This window comes from Pseudomonas wuhanensis, assembly GCF_030687395.1.
Lineage (GTDB): Bacteria > Pseudomonadota > Gammaproteobacteria > Pseudomonadales > Pseudomonadaceae > Aquipseudomonas > Aquipseudomonas wuhanensis.
In genome coordinates this window covers 3840612-3864546 of record NZ_CP117430.1, presented here as the reverse complement: position 1 = coordinate 3864546, position 23935 = coordinate 3840612, and the positions used below count along the sequence as shown (strand labels likewise).

Below are 23935 nucleotides of genomic sequence, written 5' to 3'. Positions count from 1 at the left end.
ATAATCCGGGCCATGATTTCTCTGCCCGACGACCTTCCTGATGACCCCGTTTTGCTCAAGCAGATGCTGCTTGATGCACTCAATCGCCAGGGAGAAGTGGTCCAGTCTTACCAGACTCACATCGTTGACCTGAAAGAACAGATCAAGCTGTTGCGCGACCGCTTGTTCGGGCGTAAGTCCGAGCAGACAGCGGAGCCCAATACGCCGCAACTTGCACTGTTCAATGAGCCCGAGAGCGAGCCGATGCCGTTGATCGGCGATGTCGAAGAAGAAGTCGTTGCCCCGGTGTCGCGCCGTGGTAAACGCAAGCCATTGTCGGCTGAGTTGCCGCGTGTCGAGGTGATCCACGAACTGCCCGAGCACGAACTGACCTGTGCCTGCGGTTGCCGCAAGCATGTGATCAGCGAAGAAATCAGCGAACAGCTGGATATCGTGCCGATGCAGATCCGTGTCATCAAACATATCCGCAAGGTTTATGGTTGCCGTGACTGCGAAACGGCACCGGTCACCGCCGACAAACCGGCTCAACTGATCGAAAAGAGCATGGCCAGCCCAAGCGTGCTGGCAATGTTGCTGACCACCAAGTATGTCGATGGCTTGCCGCTGCATCGTTTCGAGACGGTGTTAAGTCGACACGGCATCGATATACCAAGGCAAACACTGGCTCGCTGGGTGATCCAGTGCAGCGAACACTTTCAGCCACTGCTGAACCTGATGCGCGACCGATTACTGGAAAGCCCGGTGATCCACTGCGATGAAACCCGTGTTCAAGTATTGAAAGAGCCAGATCGAGACCCGACCAGCCAATCCTGGATGTGGGTACAAGCCAGCGGCCCGCCAGATCGCAAAGTCGTATTGTTCGACTACACGTCCAGCCGTGCGCAGGAGGTTCCGTTGCGTCTGCTGGAAAGTTATCGCGGCTATGTTATGACCGATGATTACGCGGGCTATAACGCCTTGGCGTTGCAACCGGGGGTCGAACGGCTGGCCTGCATGGCCCATGCGCGACGCAAGTTCGTTGAAGCGCAAAAAGTGCAGCCCAAGGGCAAGACTGGGCGTGCGGATATCGCGCTGACGATGATCAACAAGCTGTACGGCATAGAACGTGAGTTGAAGGACGCCAACGATGAGCTGCGGTTTATCGGACGCCAGGAAAAGAGCCTGCCTATCCTGACTCAACTGAAAAGCTGGCTGGATAAAACCCAATCCCAAGTGACGCCGCAAAGTGCACTGGGCAAGGCTGTGCATTATCTGGCGAACAACTGGAGCCGGCTGGAGCGCTATATCGAAGCCGGTTATTTACCCATCGACAATAACGCCGCTGAAAGAGCGATCAAGCCGTTTGTCATCGGGCGCAAGGCCTGGTTGTTCAGCGATACCACCAACGGCGCGACCGCCAGCGCGCAGATCTATAGCCTGGTCGAGACCGCCAAGGTCAACGGCCAAGAGCCCTATACGTGGCTGCGCCACGTACTGGAGCGGTTACCGCACGCTTCATCGATAGAGGACTACGAAGCTTTGCTGCCATGGAACTGCTCCCCGGAAATGCCACGGTAAATCGCTAACCCATCCTTAGGTAGGTGGGGTTCATGGATCGCATACACTCATTCTGCGTTACCAAGAGGGCACCGACTCGACACTGCAGACGCTTAGCCAGGCTGTGCAGGACCATGACGAGCAGGCTCAACAGGCGTTGCTGGAACAGGTCAATGCACTGGTTTATGACCCGGAGTGTCTGATTGCTCATCAGTGGAGTGAGGGGGATTTGGTGTTGATCGATAACTATCGGACGCTGCATGGGAGGCTGCCGATGTCGCCGGCTTCCTCTTCGCGGGAGTTGTGGCGGGTGCAGGTTTACTGATTGCTGTTGTCTGGGAGGCCCTGGAGACAGGGCCTTCTTTCTCTATCACTGCGCAATAAAGTCACGAATCGCTCGAATAGTCTCCGTTGGCGCTTCTTCCATCAGCCAATGTCCTGCCCCCGGAATCACCACTTCCGTGACCTTGTCCGCCGCATTGCGCATCACGATCGCTTCATTGCTGCCAAAGGATTTTTCACCGCCGATGGCCAGCACCGGCATCGTCAGCCGCGTCGCCATTGAAGCCTTGTTGTCCACCTCATCCTGGCGAATGCTGCGGAACTGAGCGAAGGCTGCGCGCATGGCGTCGGGGCGGGCATAGAGCGCGGCGTAATGCTGACGGGTTTCTTCATCCACCTTGCTGGGGTCGCCTGCAAACTCGTTCCAGAACCGGTCCAGGTAAATGCGCTCACGACCGGCGACCAAGCGTTCAGCATCCGGCCCGCCAAAGTCGAAGTGCCAAAGCATCGGTGAGCGGACAATCTCGTTCCAGGGCGGAATGCCCGGCACTGGCGCATCCATCACCACCAGGCGATCGGTGAGCTGCGGATAACGCGCGGCGTAGGCGTAGGCGACCATGGTGCCGATGTCGTGGCCGATGACCACCGAGTGTTCGATACCCAGTGCTGCCAACACTGCACGGATGTCGGCGGCTTGGGTCTTCTTGTCGTAGCCGCTGTCCGGGATCGATGACAAGCCCATACCGCGAAGGTCCGGCACCACGACCGTGTGATCCCGGGCCAGGTCTGCGGCGAGTGGCGCCCACATGTCGCCGGTGTCGCCGAAGCCATGTAGAAGGACCACGGCTGGGCCTTTGCCGCCGATGCGGACGTGGAGGGTGACGTCTCCTGCCGGGATGTTTTGAGTGCGGAAGGAGGCGGGGAATGGAGGCATTTGGGCGTGTGCTGGAATGCTTAGAGCGAGCAGCATAAGAGCAGTCAATAGGACGCGGGTCATGATGGTGGCTCCAGACGTAGGCGTGGAAGGGGCTCCGAGCCAGTGGAAGGGGCTTGGCGGTCAGAAAATAGATCTATCACCTTTTTGTCATTAGCTTTGAAGCTGCTCTAGTCCGGACGGATTAACAAGCAAACCTATCAATCACGCCACTCGAAGCAACCAGTATGATCGATGAACATCCGAAGGATTTTGTCACAACTCACAACAAGCTCATGGTCTCGGTAATTCTGAGGTGATTTGGAGCCGTGAAATAGGTTGCATCGAACAGCATAGACAGTTCGAAGTAGATGCGGCCAAGTCGGAACATCGCCAGCGCTCCATGTGATGGGTTGAAGCTTGACATTTTCGCGCACGACCTCTGCCATCAATTCTTCTCGCGAAAATCGCCAGAACGCGTCTCGGCCAAGTTTCCGACGTACGTCGCGGACATTCAGAACCGGCCACATCGTTGCGAATATCTCCACTTTCTCCTGAAAGTCCGGGCAGTGCTTCATGAGGTCATCGTAAGCGTCCGAAAGCCGCTGATGGCTGACCAGCGCAGTAATCATTTCCGCGTCAGTGTTCGCGTCGGTCACACACTCCATCCATCCGTTGAAACCCATCCAAAGGTTCACGAAGGAAGAAAATTCGGAGCGCTGATTGATATTGGCATCAATCAGTTCACGGGCGAGATCAGCAGTTTCTGGATCAAGAGTTCTGAAGTAATTGAAGTTAACCAAGGTAAGCTCCTACTGCGCGGGTTCACCGGATTGGGTTGGACGCTACCCAGCCTAAGCGATAGAGTTTACATCTATCATCGTGAGGAAATAATGTCCAGATGTTGTTTCGAACTCTGGGTGGATAAGGTTGTAGCCGATTTTTTCATGAAAAATTTAATACAAAAAAGGGGTGTATTTGTCGGATAAAAAATCTATTTGATTTGTGTCTAAATCAATAGGTTATCCCCTTTGCTGTTATTGTTAAAGTACACCACGGTGCTTTTGATATGTGTGTATTCCCAAAGAGCCAAACGCCACTGTGAGTGAGCTAAACATTAAGATGAAAGAGGCTAGGCACGCTAAATCCCAAGGGTCACCCCTCTTGCTTTGTGTCTCTGAAGGAGCTAGGGCTGTTGGTGTATAGATCTTCTCTGAGTACAATATGAGACCTCGGATTTTCCCCTCTTGCACAAGAAGATTTCTTTCTGTGTCAATCGTTCTTCGTTCGTAATCAATGTCTAGCGCAAAAATTCTAATGCCTACAAAGGTGAATAATGAAATTATTGCCAATGTTGCCGCCATGGTTGAGATATTTCTTGCGAGAGTTAAAGACGATAGTTTGTCTTGGTAGGCAGTAAGAAATAACAGGGAGAAAGCTGCAATGATGCTGCCGAATGTCGGATATAACGCTCCGATTTGTGAGTTTTCTACCGCGATGGGTAATTTTAAAATTGCGGCGGCGCCTGGAAAAAGTACTGCGGCGGCCGTGAGGATCCCCCATAACGATGTTAGGAAATTTACGAGTCGCATCATGGTAGTTACTACCTCTAATGATTAATTTCGACTGAGTTTGGAAGTAAGCATCAATCCAAATCGACCGCCTCAAAAATCTCCCGTTGTTCTGTTATTATATCCAGCGCACGATGAAGCATTTTATGGATTTTCATATGCTCTACGCGCTTTATTTCGCCTCGTGTTACTGAGGCTTGGTCCACGTAGCACCATATATACGTATCCATTGCACCAGTTTTTACACCAATCGCGCCTATCCGATATAAGCAGGAAAGCATGCTGGACAAAATGTCCGCTTCTTTTATGCCTTGTGAATCATAGTATTTTTTAACGATGGTAGAGCAAGGGTCGCTATTCTTATGCTCGTAAAGTGCTAGCATTACCTCCTCGAGACGTGAGTCCTTAATCAATGAGCGCGTAAATGTTGCTTTGAGTCCGCGAAGGATTTCAATGGTGTCGTCGAAGGAGGGATAAACTTCGCCCCATTCTTCTTTTAGAGATTTTAATCTTTTTTCAGAATATTGGGCTTCAGCGGCAAATAGAGAGCGCCACGAAACTCGTTCTCTATCTGAAGCAATTGCAAAACTTTCATTTACAAATTGCAAAACGTCTCTGGGGCGGCGAAGAGTTCTTTCTATTATGAACTCAATGGATGTTTGTCCGCCTCCTTTACGGGCTTTTGGGAAAATATCATCCAGTATTATTTGTTGTTTTGTGTACTGGCTTTTGAATACTTCATTTATGCGAAGTTCTATAAGGCGCTCAAGTTCCTCAGGTGACCAGCGTAACTCGAGAATATAAGACTCATATTTTTCCTCTTGAAATCCAGAGTCTCGAGTTACATCAAAAACTAAAACCAATAAGTCTTTCCGAAGGGCGGCAATAATTTTTGTTTGTTTTATTCTCCTGAACGTTTTTATTTCCTCAATTAGTGCTCTGATAAACCTGACTCTAGTTTCCGTGCCTGCCCATTCTTCATCAAGTTGATCAATCAGGATGTAGAATTTTTTCTGTGGATCATCAAAAGAGTGTTCTGCCAGTAAGTCCAATACTTCGTTGAGTTTTCTAATTTGAAGCCCGTTTACGACTAAGCTGGCTCTCTGCTTTATCTCACAGCGTTCCTCGTCAGAAAGCCTTTTTGCCCCATCTAATGTCAGTGATACTTCGGAGTATTTTGCGCCAATACTGCTCTTTGTGTCTGTCTCAAGCTTTTTAGTTATTATTTTAAGTTGCTCGTCTGTATCCAACCAAAATCTATCGCCCCATTCATTGAAGTACTCTAATGCTTTTCGCTTTGTCACATCTCTACTGAATTTGCTGAATATACCATCCAGAAAGCTCTTGCTTTCGTATTCGCTTTTTATATCATATCTAAGTTTCAGGAACTCAACAGTCAGCACGTGTCGCCACAAAAGTTTATAAAATAGATCTAGGTTTATATTTAAGGCGTCAAAAAACTGAATGATGTCTGAATATTCTAGGAATCTAACTGAGATATCATTGGGGTCAAGGTTTACAACTTTCTGTGCGCTAGATTTTATTTTGTATAGTAGCGCGCTTTTTCCAGAGCCTGTTCTGCCAAGTATAATAGATGCCGGGGATTCAACATCCAATAGACGATCGAGATAGCCGTTATCTACAAAACAACGATTAAGTAGTTCGGAGTCTCCTTCTGCATCTAAGGCTCCAATTTTTAAGTTTCTAGTGATTTTTAATTTTTTTTCTTCCATGGCGGCGTTCTCGTTGGTATACGGCTCGACTGCGGTTTTATCCTATGTGTTGGTTGGAATATGCAGTTTGCTACAAACAATGCCGAGTAGTAGCCTCCTCTTATACAGAAGCGTCTTTGGTTAGAAATACATGCCGGTTATTGAGGAAAGCATAGCTAGGGCGCGCATATTTTCCATGAAAACTACAAGTTTTTCTGTGTTATGGCTTTGCGCCTTAAACTGAGTCTATCGTGGAATCATCGCACCATCGAGGGTGATGTGGAGGACAAAAAAATGACGCGAGGGAAAGGAATAGTTATTTATTCAATAAAGCTCAGAGACTAAACAGAAAATAGCTTCAAAGCAGGAAATAAAGAACCCGCAATAATGCGGGTTTTTTCAGCCGATAATCTGTTACTGCCCTTTAGGTGCCTCAAACCCACGCTGTTCAATCACTCGAAACACATCGCTCACATCCTGGACCATGATCCGGGCGATGTTGGTAACGGTGTTGATGTCATGCTCGGCGTAGTCCGGCAGGCTGGTGCAGGCCATGAGGTTGAGGTATTTGAGGACGGCGCTGAGGCGTTCGCTGAGGCAGTTGTGGAGTTCGCGCAGTGGGGCGTCGGCATCGATGAGTAGGACGGGGTGGTCGGTGGCGAAATGGGACATCGGGGTGTAGTGGCGGAGCGGGTTGTTAGTACTCATAAGTAAATCTTCCTCGAATCTGTAAGAAGAGCTACTGCCGTTCGCTGCGAAACAAATGGGTGGTAGCTATGTGCGGGTTCGCAGACCGAGGATACGAGGAACCCGGCAGACCCGAAGGTCTCCCACACACAGCCACCATAAAACGGAGTACGGGCGCGTTTGTGCGACCGTTGCTGGTTATGGGGTGCAAGGTTACTACACGTATCGTCAGGGCTGCGAAACCCTATCGCTGAATTCGCTCAGTGACAGACCACTCTAGGCAGCAATTTTGATAGCCGCAACCGGGCTGTAGGACCACACGCGGTCACTGTGGCGAGGGGGCTTGCCCCCGTTCGGTGGCGCAGCCGCCGCAAAACCGGGCGTTGCAGTGGGTCTGAGGAAACGGGCTAGCAGGGTTTGGGGTTGCTTCGCAGCCCAGCGGGAGCAAGCTCCCTCGCCACAAACGGTTGTTTCCTACAAGATTTTCGGACTTCAAAATCCTGGCCATGCACTCATCGAACGATCAGGCGCGGGGTTTTCGGCGGCGAGGACGCTTGCTTCCGTTCAGCATCACCACCGTCGTAGACTGAAAGCCAACGGGAATTCAAGGATGGAACGCACCCCATGATCGAAATCGGCAGCCGCAACAACGCCCCTACGCCACAGCACAAAACCCAGGACATTTACCTCTTCCACATTGACCTTTCCCGTCCGGACACACCTTTTTGTTTCGAGCAGTCCATCGGCGGCGGTCATTGCGAGCAGGGCGGAGCGGCGTGGTTGGCGGCGTCGGGACTTGAGGCGTGGCCGGGTGATTGGCGTCTGCATGTGCAGAAGGCCGGTTGTGGCTGGGTCGCTGAGCTGGTGGACGGTCATCCGGGCGTTGATCAGGCGACGCTGGTATCGATGATTCTCGAACGCCATGCTGAGGGTGCCAAGCCTGTGGGGCGGTGGAGGGCGATTGCCGGGTGGTTCAAGCGCAACATTCATCTCACTGGCCGCTACGGCGTTTAACCCGAGGAGAACCCCATGAGTCAGACACTGGAACGCGCCATTGCCATTGCCGCTGCGGCGCATGAGGGGCAGGTGGACAAGGGCGGCGCGCCTTACATCCTGCATCCGCTGAAAGTCATGCTGCGGGTGAACACGCTGGAAGAACGCATCGTCGCGGTGTTGCATGACGTGGTCGAGGACTGCGGCATCAGCTTCGACGATCTGCGTAACGAAGGTTTCAGCGAAACGGTGCTAATGGCAATTGCGTCGGTGACCAAGGTGCCGGACGAGTCCTACGAGGAGTTTGTCGAGCGCGCGGCGCAGAACCCGATCGGGCGGGTGGTGAAACTGGCGGATCTGGAAGAGAACAGCGACTTGTCGAGGATCGCTCAACCGTCATGGGAGGATCTGGAGCGCGTTGAGAAGTATCGGCGGGCGATCGGGGTGTTGCGTTCGTAGTGAGTGTTGGCATCGTGTTGCCGGCGCGAGGGCTGGAGGGTGTTCCAGCCAGAAGCGACAAAGCCCCAAATCATCAGGGCTTTGTTCTTTGAAATTGCGCAGTTCCCAGATCGTTACCGCACGCCGTTCGGCGTTATTGTCTGGTCTGCGGTGAATGCGGGTTGTGGGCGATGTGCTTCGGTCCCGCCAAGGCCCATGCTATCAACCCAATCAGCGGCACAAACACGATCACCACCATCCACACCAGTTTGTTGCTCGATTTACCTTCGGCTTTTCGCACCCGATTTATCGCCCACAACTCAATCAGTACAAGTACTGCTGTGAGCACGACCCAGATTGTTTCGATTTGCATTAGTCACCTCCTGATAGTCATTCAGTTAGGCGAGCGGGTGGGGGCGGGGTTCATTAAATTTGGGGTGGCTTGGGAGCGCAATTGCACTCCACTTGATCACCCGTTTGCATTCGCCCTGACCAGTCATTTGCATTCGTTCTGACCACCGATTGCATCGGATTTCACCAGCACGCTTTGTAACCATGATCGGCAGAGAACGGCCAGAAGCTGCTGGGGGGGGGCGTAGCAATGACGAAATAGCAACTATGCTAGGTCTGATGCCGGAATTGATCGAGCAGATCGGGCCTTGCGTCCATACGTCGTGGCAAAACAATGGAAATGGGATCGATCCGCTTGTGTTGAATTGGCCGTTGCTGCATCTCAAGGCAGGTCTGCCGGAGGAGGTCTGAAGTTGCGAATCGCTTTTCTGGTGAACCGGGACGTGGAGAGCAATCTCACTCTCAATTTCCTGTTGCCCGAGATTCACGAGAGCACAGTGGGAATATTCCTCTCGGAGAGAGTGGGATCGGGCAGGAAGGTGCCACGCATGCTCGGACAACTGGCATTGATCGAGCAGGACTTCTTCAATGCCTTGGCCCCTGGGTTAATCGGATCGAGCGACCAGGTCAGCAGCGGGCATCGATTCGGTTTTGCAGAACTGCAGCAACGCTTTGGGGTTCCTGTGCGGGTATTGCCCAGCTTGAGGGATCCTGCGGGCCTGCAAATGCTGCAGGATGCGGGAGCGGATCTGTTCATCTCAATCCGCTTTGGTCAAATCCTGAGGAATGAAGCATTGGCAATTCCGCCACGCGGCGTCCTCAATCTTCACTCTGGCCTCTTGCCTCAATATCGAGGTGTTCTCGCGACCTTCCGGGCGCTGCTGAACGGGGACCCGGAGATCGGTTGTACTCTCCATTGGATCGACAGTCCCGGCATTGATGTTGGTCGCATCATTGAGACTGCGCGCGTGGCAGTCGAAAAGGAACGCTCCTTGCTGTGGCACATCCTTTCACTTTATCAACCAGGCGCCCGTCTCATCATGAACGCAATCAGGCGCTTGGAGCGCGATGAGCCCATGACGGGGACGTCTCAAGATCCATCTGCCGGGGCCTACTACTCCTTTCCCGGCGAGGATGACCTGATGCAGTTCACGACACAGGGGTGGCGGCTCTTCGATCGCGAGGACGTTTGGGATCTTTTCGAATCGTACGGATTTCCGTTGCGGATAAGCGCTCCTTGAGAGCTGAACGGCGGCAAGGCTTACTGAGGCCTTGTTGCTGGAGCATTGAAAAGCTCAAAACGACGCCGCAAAAGGTTGGCGTCGCTCAACGTCTGTGTTGGGTCGTTCTCTGCCGGTCATGTCCACGAATCGTGCTGGTCAAATCCGATGCAAATGACTGGTCAGGTCGAATGAGGGAAATGCCCTATATGGGACATTTCACGGGTGGTGCATATGACAATGGTGTTCGAAACTAATGCTCGTGAAATACCGGGACAGACCACAATTTTTCCATTCAACGATTTTTGAAATAGTGGACTGTCCCGGTGTTTCGATACTCCTTTTTTTGCCTGTTGCTCAAGCCTGGACTGGAGTGCAAAGCTCCACCAGCGTGCCATCCGGGCAGCGAACGTAGGAGATGGTTTGCCCCCAGGGTTTGACGAGCGGGGCGGCTATTTCGGTGGCGCCGGCGTTCAGCGCTTTGGCGTGGGCGGCGGCGACGTCGTCGGTCACCAGGCCAACTTCCATACCCAATGGTTTGACGGAGGCGTGGGCCGAGATGTGACCCGCACTGAAGTTCATCGCCGCGAGTTCATCGGCGGCGAAGGCCAGAGCAGTTTCCCCTGTTTCGAGTTCGCCGTAGGTGTTGGATTCGTGGAGGAATCGGGTGGTGATTCCGAATGCTGTTTCAAAGAATTGCAGGGAGGTGAGGACGTCCGGGACGTAGATGATCAGGTAGCCGAATTTCATGTGCGAACATTCCTTGTCGTGCCATGGGCTGGCAAATCTAGCAGAAGTTGGAGGTGAAATACCGGGACAGACCACAATTTCTCCGTTCAACGATTTTTGAAATCGTGGACTGTCATGTGCTGAAGATCAAAAGATCGCAGCCTTCGGCAGCTCCTACGTCGATCGAATAACCGATGTAGAGCCTTTGACCCCGTCTACGCGTCGGGTGTGATGTCTTGGTGGCGCGATACTGATTTATCGACTGAACTGCTGCTCAGGTTTCAGGAGGAAATCAGATGGCACGGCTCATTCTTGGTCATACCACCGATACGTCGATTAAAGTTTGGGTACGCGCCAGCGAGCGTTGGCCGGTGGCTTTTGTTGATGTGGTGGATTGCGACAACAACGCGACAGGCCCCACCAAGGTGCTCGAAGCCCAGCCGATGGAGTTCTACACCGGCGTTCTGGAGTGGAAAAAACTCGATCCCGATACGCCTTATGTCGTGAAGGTGGCCTTCGGCAAGACCCGCGGTGCGGCAGCCGATGAGCGAGTTCGTGATGCCTATACCGAAGGGCGCTTTCGCACCTTTCCAGCGGTGGAGCTGACCGGGTCATTCTCCTTCGTGCTTGGCTCCTGCAATCTTCATTCGCTCGGGATACTGGAGAGACCCGACCGCGCCTGGGTCGAGATTTCTCGTGTGGCCAAAAACAACGACGCACGCTTTATGATCCATTGCGGCGACCAGATTTACTCGGACATTCCGCGCCAGCCCTCCATCGATGTGCAGTTCTTTCGCGACAAGTATCTGGATGCCTGGGAGGACTGTGTGCCCGCGCGCCGGACGCTGACAGAGTTGTCCCATTACATGATTCTTGACGACCATGAACTGATCAACAACTTCGACACGGCCACCGGCTCGTCCACGCAAGCGCTGGCGAACGCCGCCATCAAGGCGTATTGGGAGTTTCAGCATTCGCACAACCCTTCGAGCCGTCATGCCGAGCATCATTACCACTACGAGTTCAACTACGGCGCGGTGAAGTTCTTTGTCATGGACACCCGCTATTACCGAAGTACAGCGCAAAGGCGCCTGCTCGATGAGGTTCAGGAAGAGGACCTGTTGCGCTGGCTGTCGCGTTACCGCGATGACCTGAAGTTCGTTGTCACCAGCGTGCCGTTCGTGGGGGTGGTGAAAAACTCTGAAGGTGACAAATGGTCGGACCCTGCTTTCGAGGAGCAGCGAAGCCGCATCCTTGAGCATGTCCTGGAAAAAAACGTGACACGCCTGACCTTCCTGACGGGCGACATGCACACGTCCTATCACGCCACGCTGGAGGTTTCGCGCGGTGAGAAAAGCACGGTGATCAATGAATTGATGTCCAGCCCGATAAACCAGTACACCCCCAACATCAGGCCCGAACAGATCTACAACATGAACCACTCGCACACCCTGCCTAATGGAATTTCCACGCTGTCGTGTATCGATCCGGATTCCTTTTACGGTAATCACTCGAATGTCATGGTGATCGATGTCGATATGACGTCGAACAAGCAAACGGTGGGCTATAAGATTTTTCGCACAACAAAAACGGGCGCGGGGCCGAGTGGGAAATTTCACCCGTAGAGGGGAAGAAGAGATCCATTGTGGTGAGGGCGCGCGCCATTAGAATTGTTCAATCCTCCCACTGTTTCCTTGGAAGAGAATCGGTCTAAAAAGCCTGACCCAGGCCTCGAATGATTTGCTATTCTGAAGCTGTAGGTGAAGACGCAGACTGATGCGCAAAGGGATAGCGAGGAAGCGTGGGGCGCGCTCCCAAGGGTACACGGTTAGAAAGATCTCCGCGCTGAGATCCAGCCCTTATGCCGTGTGAGGCAGAACAGCCCAAAGTTAAAAATCCTGTTCTGTGAGAGGCCCGATAAACCTTGTAAGCCAGAGACCAGCACTGGCCACCTACATCGATTTCCAAAGCCCGCCTTGTGCGGGCTTTTTCGTGTTTGCGGGTAGCCAGGTTGTTCTACACGGCGCGCGCTTTTGCGGATGGCGCACGTACGCCTGGCTCATCGCGTTCAGCCTCTCCGACGTGAGCCGCAAAGCCAGACTGATCCGAAGCAATCTCGGGGCGCAACGTGAGTTGCGGGATGTCATACGCCCCTGCATTTTGCGGTCGGAAAGGAATCGGCGCGGTCCTCCCGAGGTCATCAAGCCGTTGTCCGAGGGCGTCACAGGTCGTTGTGAATTTCGCTTCATCCATTCGGCTGGTCCGATAGATCACGAACGGTGGCAGCACGTCGAAGCCGGGGTAAAACAGTACGCCGTGCTGAATGGGGAATAACAGATCATCGATGGGCCCATTGATGCCCCGAGGGCTGTAATGAGACTCCCATCCACCTGCGGTGACGATCAGCATCGCCCGTTTGCCCGCCAGCGTACCTTCCCCATAGCGGTCGCCCCAGCGCGCATCGGAGTGTTCCCCCACGCCATAGGCAAACCCATAGGCATAAACGCGTTCCACCCAGCCTTTGAGGATCGCCGGCATCGAGAACCACCACAGCGGAAACTGCAGAATGAGGGCATCGGCCCAGAGCAGTTTTTCCTGTTCGAGGGCGATGTCCTGGCTTTGCCGGCCTTCTTCGAAGGCGCGCTTGGAGTCCAGCGAAGGATCGAACCGCGCGTCAGTCGGCCGGCCGGGACTGTCATCGGCATCCAGCGAGGCCTTCCAGTCCATCGCGTATAGATCGGAGACCTGCACCTGGTGGCCGGCAGCCTCCAGGCGTTTGACGGCAAAGTCCTTGAGTGAACCGTTCAAGGATTTGGGTTCGGGATGGGCATAAACGAGCAGAACATTCATTGCGCAGTCTCCAGTATCAGGAGCCTGCAGAATCGGATGTTGCCCGGTATATTGGAAATGAATAACCAATATGCTAGGTATTGTCATGAATAATCTGCGACGTCTGGACATCAACTTGCTGCTGACCCTTGATGTCTTGCTCTCGGAACACAACGTGACCCGTGCGGCGCAACGCCTGAATTTGTCTCAACCTTCAGTGAGTGTTCATCTCGCCAAATTGCGGGACATTTTCGGTGATCCGCTGTTGCTGCCAGGGCCACGGGGCATGCGGCCCACGGCCAGGGCCGATGAGTTGCGCGAGCCGTTGCGCCAGGCACTGGAAGCCTTGGAGCGCGCTGTATCGCCCGCCAGTCCTTTCAACCCGGCCGAGGCACGGCAGACGTGGAATGTCATGGCGTCTGACTACGGTGAGTCGACCATCGTGTTGCCAGCGTTGGCAGGGCTGCGTTCGGCAGCACCGGGCACGCGTCTGGCGGTGTTTGACCTGGTTCCGTCACAGATCGCCAGACAAGCGGAGCAGGGGGCAATCGATCTGGCTTTTCACACCAGCGAGGACGCGCCCCTCGGCTTGCGGCGCCGCGCGTTGTTTACCGAGCGGTATGTATTGGTAGGGCGGGCAGGCCATCCGCAGTTGAAAAAGCGGCCAACGCTTGAGCAGTTCTGTGAGCTCGACCAGGTGATCGTGTCACCGGATGGCGGGGGCTTCCAGGGTGTTACCGATAAAGCGCTTTCGCAGGTGGGCCTGACGCGCCGGGTAGTGCTGTCGGTTCCCCATTTCCTGTTTGTCCGGTCGGTGGTGGAGAGTACTGACATGGTGGCGATGCTGCCGTCGCGGCTGGTTCGCGATGCGCGTGCGCTAGAAGTGGTCGAGCCACCGCTTGAAGTCCCGGGTTATGAGATGTCGATGCTCTGGGCCGAACGGGTGCATCGCGACCCTGCGCATCAATGGTTGCGCGAGTTCATCGTGAGTGCGTTGTGATGGGCATCAGTCAAACACAATCCCTGTGGGAGCGCCTGGCATTGCTGCTGGTTGTGTTCATCCCGGTGTTTGGCTAATCTCGCACAAACACGCAAAAACAGGCATAACCATGCAAGTCGAGCATTCCACCGCCGAACTCCCACAACTGCGCCGTCAGAAAATCCTGCTGATCCTCGAACGCGACGGCAAGGTCATGGCCTCCGAATTGAGCCAGCATTTCACGGTGTCCGAAGACACCATCCGCCGGGATTTGTCAGAGCTGGCCAGCGCCGGGCTGGTGCAGCGGGTGCACGGCGGGGCGCTGCCACGGCCCAAGGACACGGGCAAGGATTACTTCACCCGGGTCGGCGAAACCGATGAGGTGAAAACCCGTCTGGCCCAACTCGCCGCACGCCGGGTCAAAAGCGGCCAGATCGTGATTTTCGATTCCGGCAGTACTACGCTGCAGATCGCGCGCTCGCTGCCCGCTGACATCTCCATCACGGCCATCACCGCGTCGCCGATGATCGCGATCACCCTGGCCGAATATAAAGGCATCACGGTGATCGTCGCCGGTGGTCAGCTCAATCCCGCGACGATGTCTTCCGGCGGCCATGAAACCCTGCGGCTGATCGAAGGCGTCAAGGCCGACCTGGTGTTCACCGGGGTCTGCGCCATTCATCCGGAAGTCGGCATCAGCTCGCTGCATTTCGATGAGGTGCCGGTGAAGCAGGCGATGCTCGCCAGCGCTTCCCACGTGATTGCCGTCACCACCGCGGACAAACTGGGGGCGGTGGAGCCCTTCGTTGTTGCGCCTTGCAACCGTGTGCATACGCTGATCACCGAACGTCACGTGGCCTCGGGCAATGTCGAGGATTATCAAAAGCTGGGGATCGAGGTGGTGCAGATAGACGCTTGAGCGTCATCGCGCTCGGCGCTGCATGGTTTACGCTGATAGCTACGACGGGAGGAATGCAGTCATGACTGAGCGCCACATGATCCACTCGGAAACGCTATCGAACGGATGCAGCATCGAGGTCAAAGCCGAGATATTAAGAGATGGCTCGCTGAAGATGTTCATCGGTGTTTACCGGCCGGACGGCTCGGTCATCGTCGAGGACAACCACCCGTCGCCGCATCTGCTGGACATGGAGGCTGCGATGGAGTGGGCCATCGAAAAAGCCAAAACCATCGGGAACAGCCAAAGGACGCTGTAAGGCCAGGCGCTGAATGAATCATTGATCGGTTGGAAGGTCGTATTGATGGGTTTGAACGCACGGCAATTGAATTCGCCGCCAGCGTCACCTCATCCCCGCAGCCCTGACCTTTTAGGACGTTCAAATGAAGCGCATCGCGATAATGACCCTGACCATTGCAAGCACTCTCCTGCTGGGAGGTTGCTATCCTCATTGGGAAGATGGAGACAGGTACGATCGGGATCATGATCACCGCCGTGAATACCGTCGCGACCATGACCGAGGCTATTATTACGATGGTCGAGGGTATGACCGGGATTATGATCGCCGTGATGATCGCCGTCGACACCGCGACCGTGACGACAATGACAACCAGGGCGACGATTGACCCTTTCGCGCCCGGTTTCAGAGCGGGGTCATTGCCGCTCTGAATTCTTTCCTGAGGAATAACCATGGGATTTCTGACTTGGCATATCACTCGACCCCTCGGTCAAAGGCTGATCGCGGCGGGTATCGGCCTGACCATCATGGCGTTCAATGCCCAGGCACAAACCTCACCTCAGGCCACTCAGGAAATAAACAGCTTGCTGGACTTTATCGAGCACAGCGAATGCCGGTTTGTGCGCAACGGCAGCGAATACCACGGCCCTCAGGCCCGGGCGCATCTGCAGAAGAAGCTGGAGTACCTTGAGGAGGAGGACAAGGTAAACAGCGCAGAAGACTTCATTGAGCAGGCGGCCACCCAGAGCAGCAAGAGTGGCCTCGCCTATGAAGTGCGCTGTCCGGCAGGTATACAACCGGCCAACCTCTGGTTGAAGACCGAGCTACAGCGGCAGCGGCAACTTCATTGATTTTGTCGGGCGCTAGCGCAGCAGATGCACCGCCAATCCAATCAACCCGCAACCCAGCAGCACCTCGATCACCCCCCGCTTGAAGCGGAACAAGGCAATGGCCGCTGCAATGGCGATCAGCGCCGAAGGCCAGTCGAGTTGGCCGCTGAAGCCGTTGGGCCACAGCACGTGGTAGCCGAAGAAACACGCCAGATTAAGAATCACGCCGACCACCGCCGCGGTAATCGCGGTCAGCGGCGCGGTGAGCCTGAGTTCGTTGTGCGTCGACTCCACCAGCGGACCGCCAGCGAAGATGAACAGGAATGAAGGCAGGAAGGTAAACCAGGTCACCAGCGTGGCGGCGAGGGCGCCGGCCAGGAACATTTGATCAGGGCCGAACACCTGATGCACATAGGCGCCGACAAAACCGACGAAGGCCACCACCATGATCAGCGGCCCGGGGGTGGTTTCGCCGAGCGCCAGCCCATCGATCATCTGCGTGGGTGTCAGCCAGCCATAGTGACCAACAGCGCCCTGATACACATAAGGCAGCACGGCATACGCGCCGCCGAACGTCAGCAATGCTGCTTTGGTAAAGAACCAGGCCATCTGGGTCAGGGTGCCTTCCCAGCCGAACAGGGCGGTGAGAATCCCCATCGGCAGCACCCACAAGACCGCACCCACCAGCAGCAGTCGCAGCAATTTAAAACTGCTGAAACGGGCATGTTCGGGAGTCGGGGTGTCGTCGTCGATCAAGGCCGGGCCGAAGGATTTTTTCGCAGCGCTGTGGCCCCCGGTCCTGAACCTTTCAGGCGCCAGACGTCCGCCGAAATAACCGATAATCGCAGCGCCCAGCACAATCAGCGGGAACGGCACATTGAACACGAAGATGGCCGTGAATGAGGCCGCGGCGATTCCCCATAGCCAGTTGTTCTTTAATGCCCGCGAGCCGATTCGGTGGGCCGCCTGCACCACAATGGCGGTCACGGCAGGCTTGATCCCATAAAAAAGCCCGGCCACCACCGGCACTTCGCCAAAGGCGATGTACACCCACGACAGCCCGATCAGGATGAACAGCGAAGGCAGCACAAACAGCGCGCCGGCAATCAGGCCGCCCCATGTGCGGTGCATCAGCCAACCGATGTAGGTCGCCAGCTGCTGAGCCTCCGGCCCGGGCAGCAACATGCAGTAGTTGAGGGCATGCAGAAAGCGCCGTTCCGAGATCCAGCGTCGGCGCTCCACCAACTCCTGGTGCATGATCGAGATCTGTCCGGCTGGCCCGCCGAAACTGATGAATCCGAGCTTCAGCCAGAACAGAAACGCTTCCCGCAGGCTGATGGCCTCAGGCTTCGACAGGTCCTGTTCGACGGTCGAGGAGGGGGCTTTATTCAAATGACGATTCCTTTTTCAACTGTCGATTCAAGCCTTCACGGCGTCCCAAACATCGCCGTCCAATAGATGCCCGCGTCACTCTTCGGGTCCACCGCGTAAGCCGCGCCCAGCTCGCGAAATTGAGGGTTCATCAGGTTGGCGCAATGGCCGGGGCTGGCCAGCCAGCCATCGACCACCTTGCGAACCGTGTCTTGCCCGGCGGCGATGTTCTCACCGACCTGCTGACCGGCGTAACCCGCCAGTTCAGCCCGATCACCCGGTGTGCGGCCGTCGCGGTCCTTGTGATCGAAATAGTTATTGTTGGCCATGGCCCGGCTGTGGGTCTCGGCCGCGGAGCCCAGTGTGGCGTTCCAGGCCAGCGGCGTCGTGGCGGTAAAGGCTTGAGTGCCGCACTGGCGCGTCTGAGCGCGGGCGCTGTTCATCGCTTCAAGCAGTTTCTGTCCCTCCGCCTGCCAATCACCCAAACGCCCGGTCAATAGCGGACGCGCCAGCACAATGCGCCATTCACGGCCATCGCGGCTGACGCCGATGTCGACGAATTGCGGGTCCAGCACCACTTGGCAGAAGCTCTCCTGAATAGCCTTCATGGCGGACGGCGCATCACGCGGGCCGGACAAGCTGATCGCCTGCACATTGACCATCGGATAAGCCGCGCGGGCCAGTGCCTGCTGCAAGTCGCCGATGCTGTTGGCGGACAGGACCAGGCGCGGATCGCTCGCCAGTGGCGGTAACTCCGAAGACGCCTGGCCGCCGCAGCGTTGCGCCTGGCTGCGGTAAACGTTGATCGACTCGACCAGCTGCGTTTCATCGGCCGCCGACGCGGCGACGCTGAACACCAGCCCGAATGACAACACGGCAAGATGCAAAACGGATGACAAGCTGCGCATGAAATTCTCCCTTGGACGGACTGCGTCCATGATGCGCGATTTCACCCCTCTGGACGCAATGCCTTTTTGCGCCGTAATGCGTTTATTGTCAGGCGGCTGGAATGACTGGCGACGACTACAATCACAGCAGGTCAGCGCCACAACATCACCGCTTCATTGCTCAAGCCAGTGTCATCGGAAGTATCGATCATGCGATTAAAATGGGTAGTCACCTGCTTCGCAATCATCCTTCTAGGCGGCGAGGTATTGGCGACCGATCAGGAGCAAAAACAGGAAGTGGCTGAAGACAAGGCGCAGGTCCTGGAAGAGAAAGCCGCCGAGAAGGACAGCGACCTTGCAGTGCCCAAGTCCGCGGTCATCACCCCTTCCGAAGTGCAGGCGGTCGATCCGGCGGGCGCAGCTCCTCTGGACGATGCAATCACCTGCCTTGCACGCAGCATCTATTGGGAAGCCAAAGGTGTGGCCGGTGCGGACATGGAAGCCGTCGCCAGCGTGGTCATGAACCGGCTCGGCCAGAAGGGTTTTCCCGAAACGGTGTGCGCCGTGGTCAAGCAGGGTTCTGAAACGGGCTCCTGCCAGTTTTCGTGGTGGTGCGACGGACGTGCGGATCAGGTAAAGGAAGACGACGAGTATGTCCTCGCCAAGGAAATCGCGCGCAAGGCGCTCAACAAGCAACTCAAGGACCGAACCCATGGTGCTTTGTATTTCCACGACAGAACGGTGGAACCCGACTGGGCGAAGAAATACACCAGGACGGCCGAGACCCGGAAGTTCCTGTTCTATAAACCTCGTGGCGGGGCGGCGAAGTAGGTGCGAGTCGCTGGATGGTCGTTGGCGGAGCGTGCTGTCGGTAGAATTTTACGGTTTTTTTACGGTGGATACTCTTCCCCGCAATGATACTGGCCGCGTTTTTTGATCATCGCCAGGCCTGCAATCTCTCCTTCTTATCAAGCTGTTGGGGTTCATGTCGGTCGAGTCGAAATGTCTACGCAGTGACCCCGCAAACCCTCTTGCTCGAGGGTGGCATGTAATTTCTTTACCTCAATTTCCGAGAAACGACCCGTGAGCGAAACAGCAATCCCTGCCCATGAAGAATCCCATTCCAGAACCTCGGGAGTAGGTTTGCTCATCGCGGCAGTGGGCGTGGTTTATGGGGATATCGGCACCAGCCCGCTTTACACCCTCAAAGAAGTGTTTGCCGGTCACTACGGAGTCCAGGCCAATCACGACGGTGTACTGGGCATTCTGTCGTTGATCTTCTGGTCACTGATCTGGGTCGTCTCGATCAAGTACGTGCTGTTTATCCTGCGCGCCGACAACCAGGGCGAGGGGGGCATCATGGCCTTGACGGCACTGGCACGTCGGGCTGCGGCGCCGTATCCCAAAATGAGCAGGGTCCTGGTATTGCTTGGCCTGTTTGGCGCGGCACTTTTTTACGGGGACAGCATGATCACCCCGGCCATCTCGGTGCTCTCTGCGGTTGAAGGGTTACAGCTTGCGTTCGATGGCATTGAGCATTGGGTGGTTCCGCTGTCCGTGGTCGTCCTGGTAGCCCTGTTCCTGATACAGAAACACGGCACGGCGCGTATCGGCATCCTGTTCGGCCCGGTCATGGTGCTGTGGTTTGTGGTGTTGGGCGCACTCGGCATTTACGGCATCTTGCAACGGCCGGAAGTGCTGCAAGCGCTGAATCCTGCGTGGGCAGTGCAATTTTTCGTGGTTCATCCGGGCATTGGCGTTGCCATTCTGGGCGCCGTCGTGTTGGCATTGACCGGTGCTGAAGCACTGTATGCCGACATGGGCCATTTTGGTCGCAAACCCATTGCTCGTGCCTGGTTCATCCTGGTGCTCCCCGGCTTGGTACTCAACTACTTTGGCCAGGGCGCGCTGATCCTCGGGAACCCTGAAGCGGTACGTAATCCATTCTATCTATTGGCACCTGACTGGGCGCTGCTGCCGATGGTCGCGCTCTCGACACTGGCCACCATCATCGCCTCCCAGGCGGTGATTTCCGGGGCATTCTCACTGACTCGCCAGGCCATTCAGTTGGGTTACGTGCCGCGTATGTTTATCCAGCACACCTCCAGTCAGGAGCAGGGGCAGATTTACATCGGCATGGTGAACTGGGCGCTGATGGTCGGCGTCGTGTTGCTGGTCATCGGCTTTGAATCGTCCAGTGCGCTGGCGGCGGCTTATGGTGTGGCGGTGACGGGGACCATGCTGATTACCACCATTCTGTCCTCGGCCGTTGTATTGCTGCTTTGGAAAACACCTCGTTGGTTGGCTATTCCGATGCTCTTGGGTTTTCTCCTGGTGGACAGCCTGTACTTTGCCGCCAACGCACCGAAGATCTTCCAGGGGGGGGCGTTCCCGGTGATTGCCGGTATTGCCCTGTTCATTTTGATGACCACCTGGAAACGGGGCCGAAAGATCATTGTCGAGCGACTGGACGAAACCTCGCTGCCGCTGCCGTTGTTCATCAGCAGCATCGGCTCGCAACCCCCCCATCGTGTGCAAGGTACCGCGGTATTTCTGACGGCCAGGGCTGATGCGGTCCCTCATGCCCTCTTGCATAACCTGTTGCATAACCAGGTACTGCACGAGCAGGTGGTGTTGCTCACCGTAGTGTCTGAAGACAGCCCGCGTGTGGCGGCGGATCGGCGATTCGAGGTCGAGGCTTATGGTGAAGGGTTCTTTCGAGTCAGTCTGCACTTTGGTTTTATAGAGGAGCCTGACGTACCTCTGGCGTTGAGCCTATGCCATGTGAAAGAGCTGGATTTCAGCCCGATGCGCACCACTTACTTCCTCAGCCGGGAGACTGTCATTCCGACCAAGCGTATCGGCATGGCCCGCTGGCGCGAAAGCCTGTTCGCGTTTTTGCTGAAAAACGCCAACAGCAACCTCAAATACTTCAAGTTGCCGCTCAATCGTGTGATCGAGTTGGGCACGCAGGTCGAGATGTAGACGGCAACAGTCCGTCAAACACAATCCCTGTGGGAGCGGGCTTGCCCGCGATAGCGGTGTATCAGGCAACATTAATGTCGACTGACACTCCCTCATCGCGAGCAAGCCCGCTCCCACAGGTTTTGCATCCATTCTTTAGCCTTGAAGTACTTCCATCAGCACTTGCACCAACTGTCCGCCTTGCGGCGTAGCCCAGCTTCCGGCGAGTTCTGCAATCAGCTGGTTGGTGGTAGTCAGCGTCACGCCGCCTTTATCCAATCCGCCGCAGGGCAATGTCAGGGCATGCATGGGAATGGCAGTTTTCTCAGGCGCTTTGAGCCGGGCTCATGGCTGGGTAATCGATATACCCCTGAGCGCCCGGTGCGTAGAACGTGTCTTTGTCCGGCACATTAAGCTCGGCGCCTGTGCGAAAACGCTCGGGCAGGTCTGGGTTGGCGAGGAATGCGTTGCCAAACACCACCGCGTCGGCCTGGCCCTTAGTGAGCAGGGATTGGGCGGCGTTTTGGTCGAGCCCGCCACCGATCAGGTAGCTGCCATCGAACAGCGGGCGCAACAAGGCGTGGTAGTCGACGCTGGCGCCGAACAGGGCAACGTGCAGATAGGCGAGATTCAACCCGCGCAATTGCTCGACCAGCCAGGTGTAGGTTTCTTGCGGGTTGGCATCGACGATGTCGTTGAAGTTCATTTCAGGGGAGAGCTTGATGCCGACGCGATCGCTGCCAATTTCCGTCGCTATGGCATTCAACACTTCCAGTACAAAGCGAGCACGGTTTTCAACCGATCCACCGTACTCATCCGTGCGCTGATTGCTGCTCGTCGAGAGGAACTGTTCAGGCAAATACCCCGAAGCGGCATGCAGCTCGACACCGTCGAAGCCGGCCTCAATGGCCAAGCGTGCGGCCTGACGGTAGCCCTCGATGACCGCGGCAATCTCGACCACGCTCAGCGCATGTGGGGTGACGAAGTCCTGAAGGCCTGAAGCTGTCCAGGTCTGGCCGGCGGGTTTGATCGCGGAGGGGGCCTGTGGCAGGGCGTCATTCGGCAGCAGCGAAGGGTGCGAGATGCGACCGCAGTGCATCAGCTGCATGAAGATCCGACTGCCGCGAGCATGTACGGCTTCGGACACCTGCTTCCAGGCGGCCACTTGCTCAGCGGTTTCGATACCGGGAGTACGCACATAACCCTTGCCCAAGGCCACAGGAAACACCCCTTCAGAGATGATCAACCCAGCACCGGCGCGCTGCGCGTAGTAGGTCGGCACCAGCTCGGTAGGCACCCCGGAATCATCAGAACGCGAGCGAGTCATCGGGGCCATGACCATGCGGTTGGACAGTGTAAGGCGACCGATCTGGACTTGAGAAAAAAGCGAATGCATTGCGGTACTCCTCGATAAACGATGTGGCTATCATTGATCAATCCGAATCCGGGATAAACCAGGTAAAACTGAATTGACTGATCCACTGATGGAGCAATGAGATTGGAGTTTCTCAACGACATGGCGTTGTTCGTCGAAGTCGTGAAGGCGCGCAGTTTTCGCCGGGCGGCGGAGGCGATGGGGATGCCGAACTCGACACTGTCGCGCCGGATAAGTGGTCTTGAGAAGGAAATCGGGCTAAGGCTTTTGCATCGCACCACGCGCAAAATCGAGCTGACCGAGGCGGGGCAGTTGTACTTCGATCGCTGCAAACGCATCGTCGACGAAGCCCGGCTTGCGCACGAGCAGCTCGGCGAAATGCTTGCCCGACCCAGCGGTGTGCTGCGGGCCTCGCTTCCGGTGGATTTCGCCAATATCTACCTGGCGCCGCTGATTGCTGAGTTTGCCCGGTTGTATCCCGGTATCAGCTTCGAGCTTGATCTGACTCCGCGTCAGGTCGATCTGGTGAGTGAGCCGGTTGATGTGGTCATTCGCATGGGCGAGCCCGCGAGTTCGAACCTGATCGCCCGTAAGCTCGCCAGTTTGCGCCGCGGCCTGTATGCCTCACCCCGTTATCTCGAACTGCACGGTGATCCGATTCATCCCACGGACCTGACCAGCCACGAATGCCTGCGTATGCGCGGCACGCGCGCCGACCGCTGGATACTCTCCGGCAGTGAAGGGGAGGTGGAGGTTGAGGTGGGCGGTCGATTCGAACTCAACAGCGTGGGAATGATTCGACGTCTGGCGACGCTGGATCTGGGTATCGCGTTATTGGGGGAAGGTATCGTTGCGCAAGACCTCGCCGATGGCACACTGCGCAGAGTCTTGCCGCAGTGGCAGGCTTCACCCGTCTCGGTTTACGCCCTTACCGAGACGCGGCTGTTGCCAGCTAAAACCCAGCGGTTTATCGAGTTTCTGCGTGAGCGGCTTCAGGATGCGTAGCGTTCCGGGCTGTTCATGGAGTGGGTTCTTTCTCTAATCTTATGCACAATCACGGGTACGACGTACT

Annotated in this window: 25 protein-coding genes and 1 pseudogene; 14 read left to right on the top strand and 12 right to left on the bottom strand. The window is 55.8% G+C overall.

All coding sequences use genetic code 11. The features are described 5' to 3' along the window. Window positions 1–12: 12 nt before the first annotated feature. Both tnpC and PSH88_RS17595 read left to right on the top strand, forming a co-directional pair. Window positions 13–1557, top strand: a complete 1545-nt coding sequence (gene tnpC, locus PSH88_RS17600; RefSeq protein WP_305421757.1) for an IS66 family transposase — start codon at window positions 13–15, stop codon at window positions 1555–1557. 103 nt (window positions 1558–1660) lie between these two features. Continuing rightward, complete coding sequence (locus PSH88_RS17595) at window positions 1661–1861, top strand: TauD/TfdA family dioxygenase (protein ID WP_305421756.1); 201 nt, start codon at window positions 1661–1663, stop codon at window positions 1859–1861. Between the two features lie 45 nt (window positions 1862–1906). Here the strand turns inward: PSH88_RS17595 and PSH88_RS17590 are convergent, their stop codons facing one another. The 5 genes from PSH88_RS17590 to PSH88_RS17570 form a co-directional block, all read right to left on the bottom strand. Continuing rightward, a complete protein-coding gene (locus PSH88_RS17590) occupies window positions 1907–2815 on the bottom strand; it encodes an alpha/beta fold hydrolase (RefSeq protein ID WP_348529736.1) in 909 nt (302 codons plus the stop codon). 137 nt (window positions 2816–2952) lie between these two features. Further along, window positions 2953–3534, bottom strand: coding sequence for a hypothetical protein (locus PSH88_RS17585; protein ID WP_305421753.1), 582 nt, complete (start codon window positions 3532–3534; stop codon window positions 2953–2955). Window positions 3535–3774: 240 nt separating this feature from the next. After that, entirely contained in the window at window positions 3775–4326 is a 552-nt protein-coding gene (locus PSH88_RS17580) for a hypothetical protein (RefSeq protein ID WP_305421752.1), read from the bottom strand. Window positions 4327–4376: 50 nt separating this feature from the next. Further along, entirely contained in the window at window positions 4377–6035 is a 1659-nt protein-coding gene (locus PSH88_RS17575; protein ID WP_305421750.1) for a P-loop ATPase, Sll1717 family, read from the bottom strand. A 393-nt stretch (window positions 6036–6428) separates the two neighbouring features. Next, the gene (locus PSH88_RS17570; protein ID WP_305421749.1) at window positions 6429–6722 is read right to left on the bottom strand and encodes a fructose-bisphosphate aldolase; all 294 of its coding nucleotides are present in this window, start codon (window positions 6720–6722) and stop codon (window positions 6429–6431) included. Window positions 6723–7325: 603 nt separating this feature from the next. On the opposite strand from PSH88_RS17570, the gene PSH88_RS17565 reads away from it, so the two are divergent. Then, window positions 7326–7715 carry a hypothetical protein gene (locus PSH88_RS17565; RefSeq protein ID WP_305421748.1) on the top strand — a complete coding sequence of 130 codons (390 nt, stop codon included), beginning with the start codon at window positions 7326–7328 and terminating at the stop codon, window positions 7713–7715. A gap of 15 nt (window positions 7716–7730) precedes the next feature. Further along, window positions 7731–8153, top strand: coding sequence for an HD domain-containing protein (locus PSH88_RS17560; RefSeq protein ID WP_305421746.1), 423 nt, complete (start codon window positions 7731–7733; stop codon window positions 8151–8153). A 133-nt stretch (window positions 8154–8286) separates the two neighbouring features. Here the strand turns inward: PSH88_RS17560 and PSH88_RS17555 are convergent, their stop codons facing one another. Then, window positions 8287–8505, bottom strand: a complete 219-nt coding sequence (locus PSH88_RS17555; protein ID WP_305421745.1) for a PLD nuclease N-terminal domain-containing protein — start codon at window positions 8503–8505, stop codon at window positions 8287–8289. Between the two features lie 526 nt (window positions 8506–9031). Between PSH88_RS17555 and PSH88_RS17550 the strand changes: the two genes are divergently transcribed. Beyond that, window positions 9032–9724: a formyl transferase gene (locus tag PSH88_RS17550; RefSeq protein WP_305421744.1), complete on the top strand. Its 693-nt coding sequence runs from the start codon at window positions 9032–9034 to the stop codon at window positions 9722–9724. A gap of 336 nt (window positions 9725–10060) precedes the next feature. Here PSH88_RS17550 and PSH88_RS17545 read toward each other — a convergent pair whose 3' ends face one another. Then, on the bottom strand, window positions 10061–10453 hold the full coding sequence (locus PSH88_RS17545) for a VOC family protein (RefSeq protein WP_305421743.1): 393 nt from the start codon (window positions 10451–10453) through the stop codon (window positions 10061–10063). A gap of 275 nt (window positions 10454–10728) precedes the next feature. On the opposite strand from PSH88_RS17545, the gene PSH88_RS17540 reads away from it, so the two are divergent. Then, on the top strand, window positions 10729–12057 hold the full coding sequence (locus PSH88_RS17540; protein WP_305421742.1) for an alkaline phosphatase D family protein: 1329 nt from the start codon (window positions 10729–10731) through the stop codon (window positions 12055–12057). Window positions 12058–12448: 391 nt separating this feature from the next. Here PSH88_RS17540 and PSH88_RS17535 read toward each other — a convergent pair whose 3' ends face one another. Next, the gene (locus PSH88_RS17535; protein ID WP_305421741.1) at window positions 12449–13282 is read right to left on the bottom strand and encodes an NAD(P)H-dependent oxidoreductase; all 834 of its coding nucleotides are present in this window, start codon (window positions 13280–13282) and stop codon (window positions 12449–12451) included. A gap of 85 nt (window positions 13283–13367) precedes the next feature. Between PSH88_RS17535 and PSH88_RS17530 the strand changes: the two genes are divergently transcribed. From PSH88_RS17530 to PSH88_RS17510, 5 genes are all read left to right on the top strand, one after another. Further along, entirely contained in the window at window positions 13368–14261 is an 894-nt protein-coding gene (locus PSH88_RS17530) for a LysR family transcriptional regulator (protein WP_305421740.1), read from the top strand. A gap of 109 nt (window positions 14262–14370) precedes the next feature. Beyond that, window positions 14371–15159, top strand: coding sequence for a DeoR/GlpR family DNA-binding transcription regulator (locus PSH88_RS17525; protein ID WP_305421739.1), 789 nt, complete (start codon window positions 14371–14373; stop codon window positions 15157–15159). Window positions 15160–15220: 61 nt separating this feature from the next. Continuing rightward, window positions 15221–15457, top strand: coding sequence for a hypothetical protein (locus PSH88_RS17520; RefSeq protein WP_305421737.1), 237 nt, complete (start codon window positions 15221–15223; stop codon window positions 15455–15457). Window positions 15458–15581: 124 nt separating this feature from the next. Further along, entirely contained in the window at window positions 15582–15824 is a 243-nt protein-coding gene (locus PSH88_RS17515) for a hypothetical protein (RefSeq protein WP_305421736.1), read from the top strand. Between the two features lie 64 nt (window positions 15825–15888). Then, the gene (locus PSH88_RS17510; protein ID WP_305421735.1) at window positions 15889–16287 is read left to right on the top strand and encodes a DUF5329 domain-containing protein; all 399 of its coding nucleotides are present in this window, start codon (window positions 15889–15891) and stop codon (window positions 16285–16287) included. 12 nt (window positions 16288–16299) lie between these two features. Here the strand turns inward: PSH88_RS17510 and chrA are convergent, their stop codons facing one another. Together chrA and PSH88_RS17500 are read right to left on the bottom strand one after the other, a co-directional pair. Then, window positions 16300–17658, bottom strand: a complete 1359-nt coding sequence (gene chrA, locus PSH88_RS17505) for a chromate efflux transporter (protein ID WP_305421734.1) — start codon at window positions 17656–17658, stop codon at window positions 16300–16302. 35 nt (window positions 17659–17693) lie between these two features. Beyond that, window positions 17694–18545 carry a CAP domain-containing protein gene (locus PSH88_RS17500; protein WP_052963006.1) on the bottom strand — a complete coding sequence of 284 codons (852 nt, stop codon included), beginning with the start codon at window positions 18543–18545 and terminating at the stop codon, window positions 17694–17696. A 189-nt stretch (window positions 18546–18734) separates the two neighbouring features. Here PSH88_RS17500 and PSH88_RS17495 point away from each other — a divergent pair, with 189 nt between their 5' ends. Continuing rightward, the gene (locus tag PSH88_RS17495; protein WP_305483310.1) at window positions 18735–19355 is read left to right on the top strand and encodes a cell wall hydrolase; all 621 of its coding nucleotides are present in this window, start codon (window positions 18735–18737) and stop codon (window positions 19353–19355) included. A gap of 252 nt (window positions 19356–19607) precedes the next feature. Then, window positions 19608–21509: a potassium transporter Kup gene (locus tag PSH88_RS17490; protein WP_305421731.1), complete on the top strand. Its 1902-nt coding sequence runs from the start codon at window positions 19608–19610 to the stop codon at window positions 21507–21509. A gap of 135 nt (window positions 21510–21644) precedes the next feature. Here PSH88_RS17490 and PSH88_RS17485 read toward each other — a convergent pair. Both PSH88_RS17485 and PSH88_RS17480 read right to left on the bottom strand, forming a co-directional pair. Beyond that, window positions 21645–21786: pseudogene (locus PSH88_RS17485) on the bottom strand (isochorismatase family protein); the annotation flags it as partial. 27 nt (window positions 21787–21813) lie between these two features. Next, on the bottom strand, window positions 21814–22884 hold the full coding sequence (locus PSH88_RS17480; protein ID WP_305483309.1) for an alkene reductase: 1071 nt from the start codon (window positions 22882–22884) through the stop codon (window positions 21814–21816). Window positions 22885–22986: 102 nt separating this feature from the next. Here PSH88_RS17480 and PSH88_RS17475 point away from each other — a divergent pair, with 102 nt between their 5' ends. Continuing rightward, entirely contained in the window at window positions 22987–23868 is an 882-nt protein-coding gene (locus PSH88_RS17475; protein ID WP_305421729.1) for a LysR family transcriptional regulator, read from the top strand. Window positions 23869–23935: the final 67 nt, after the last annotated feature.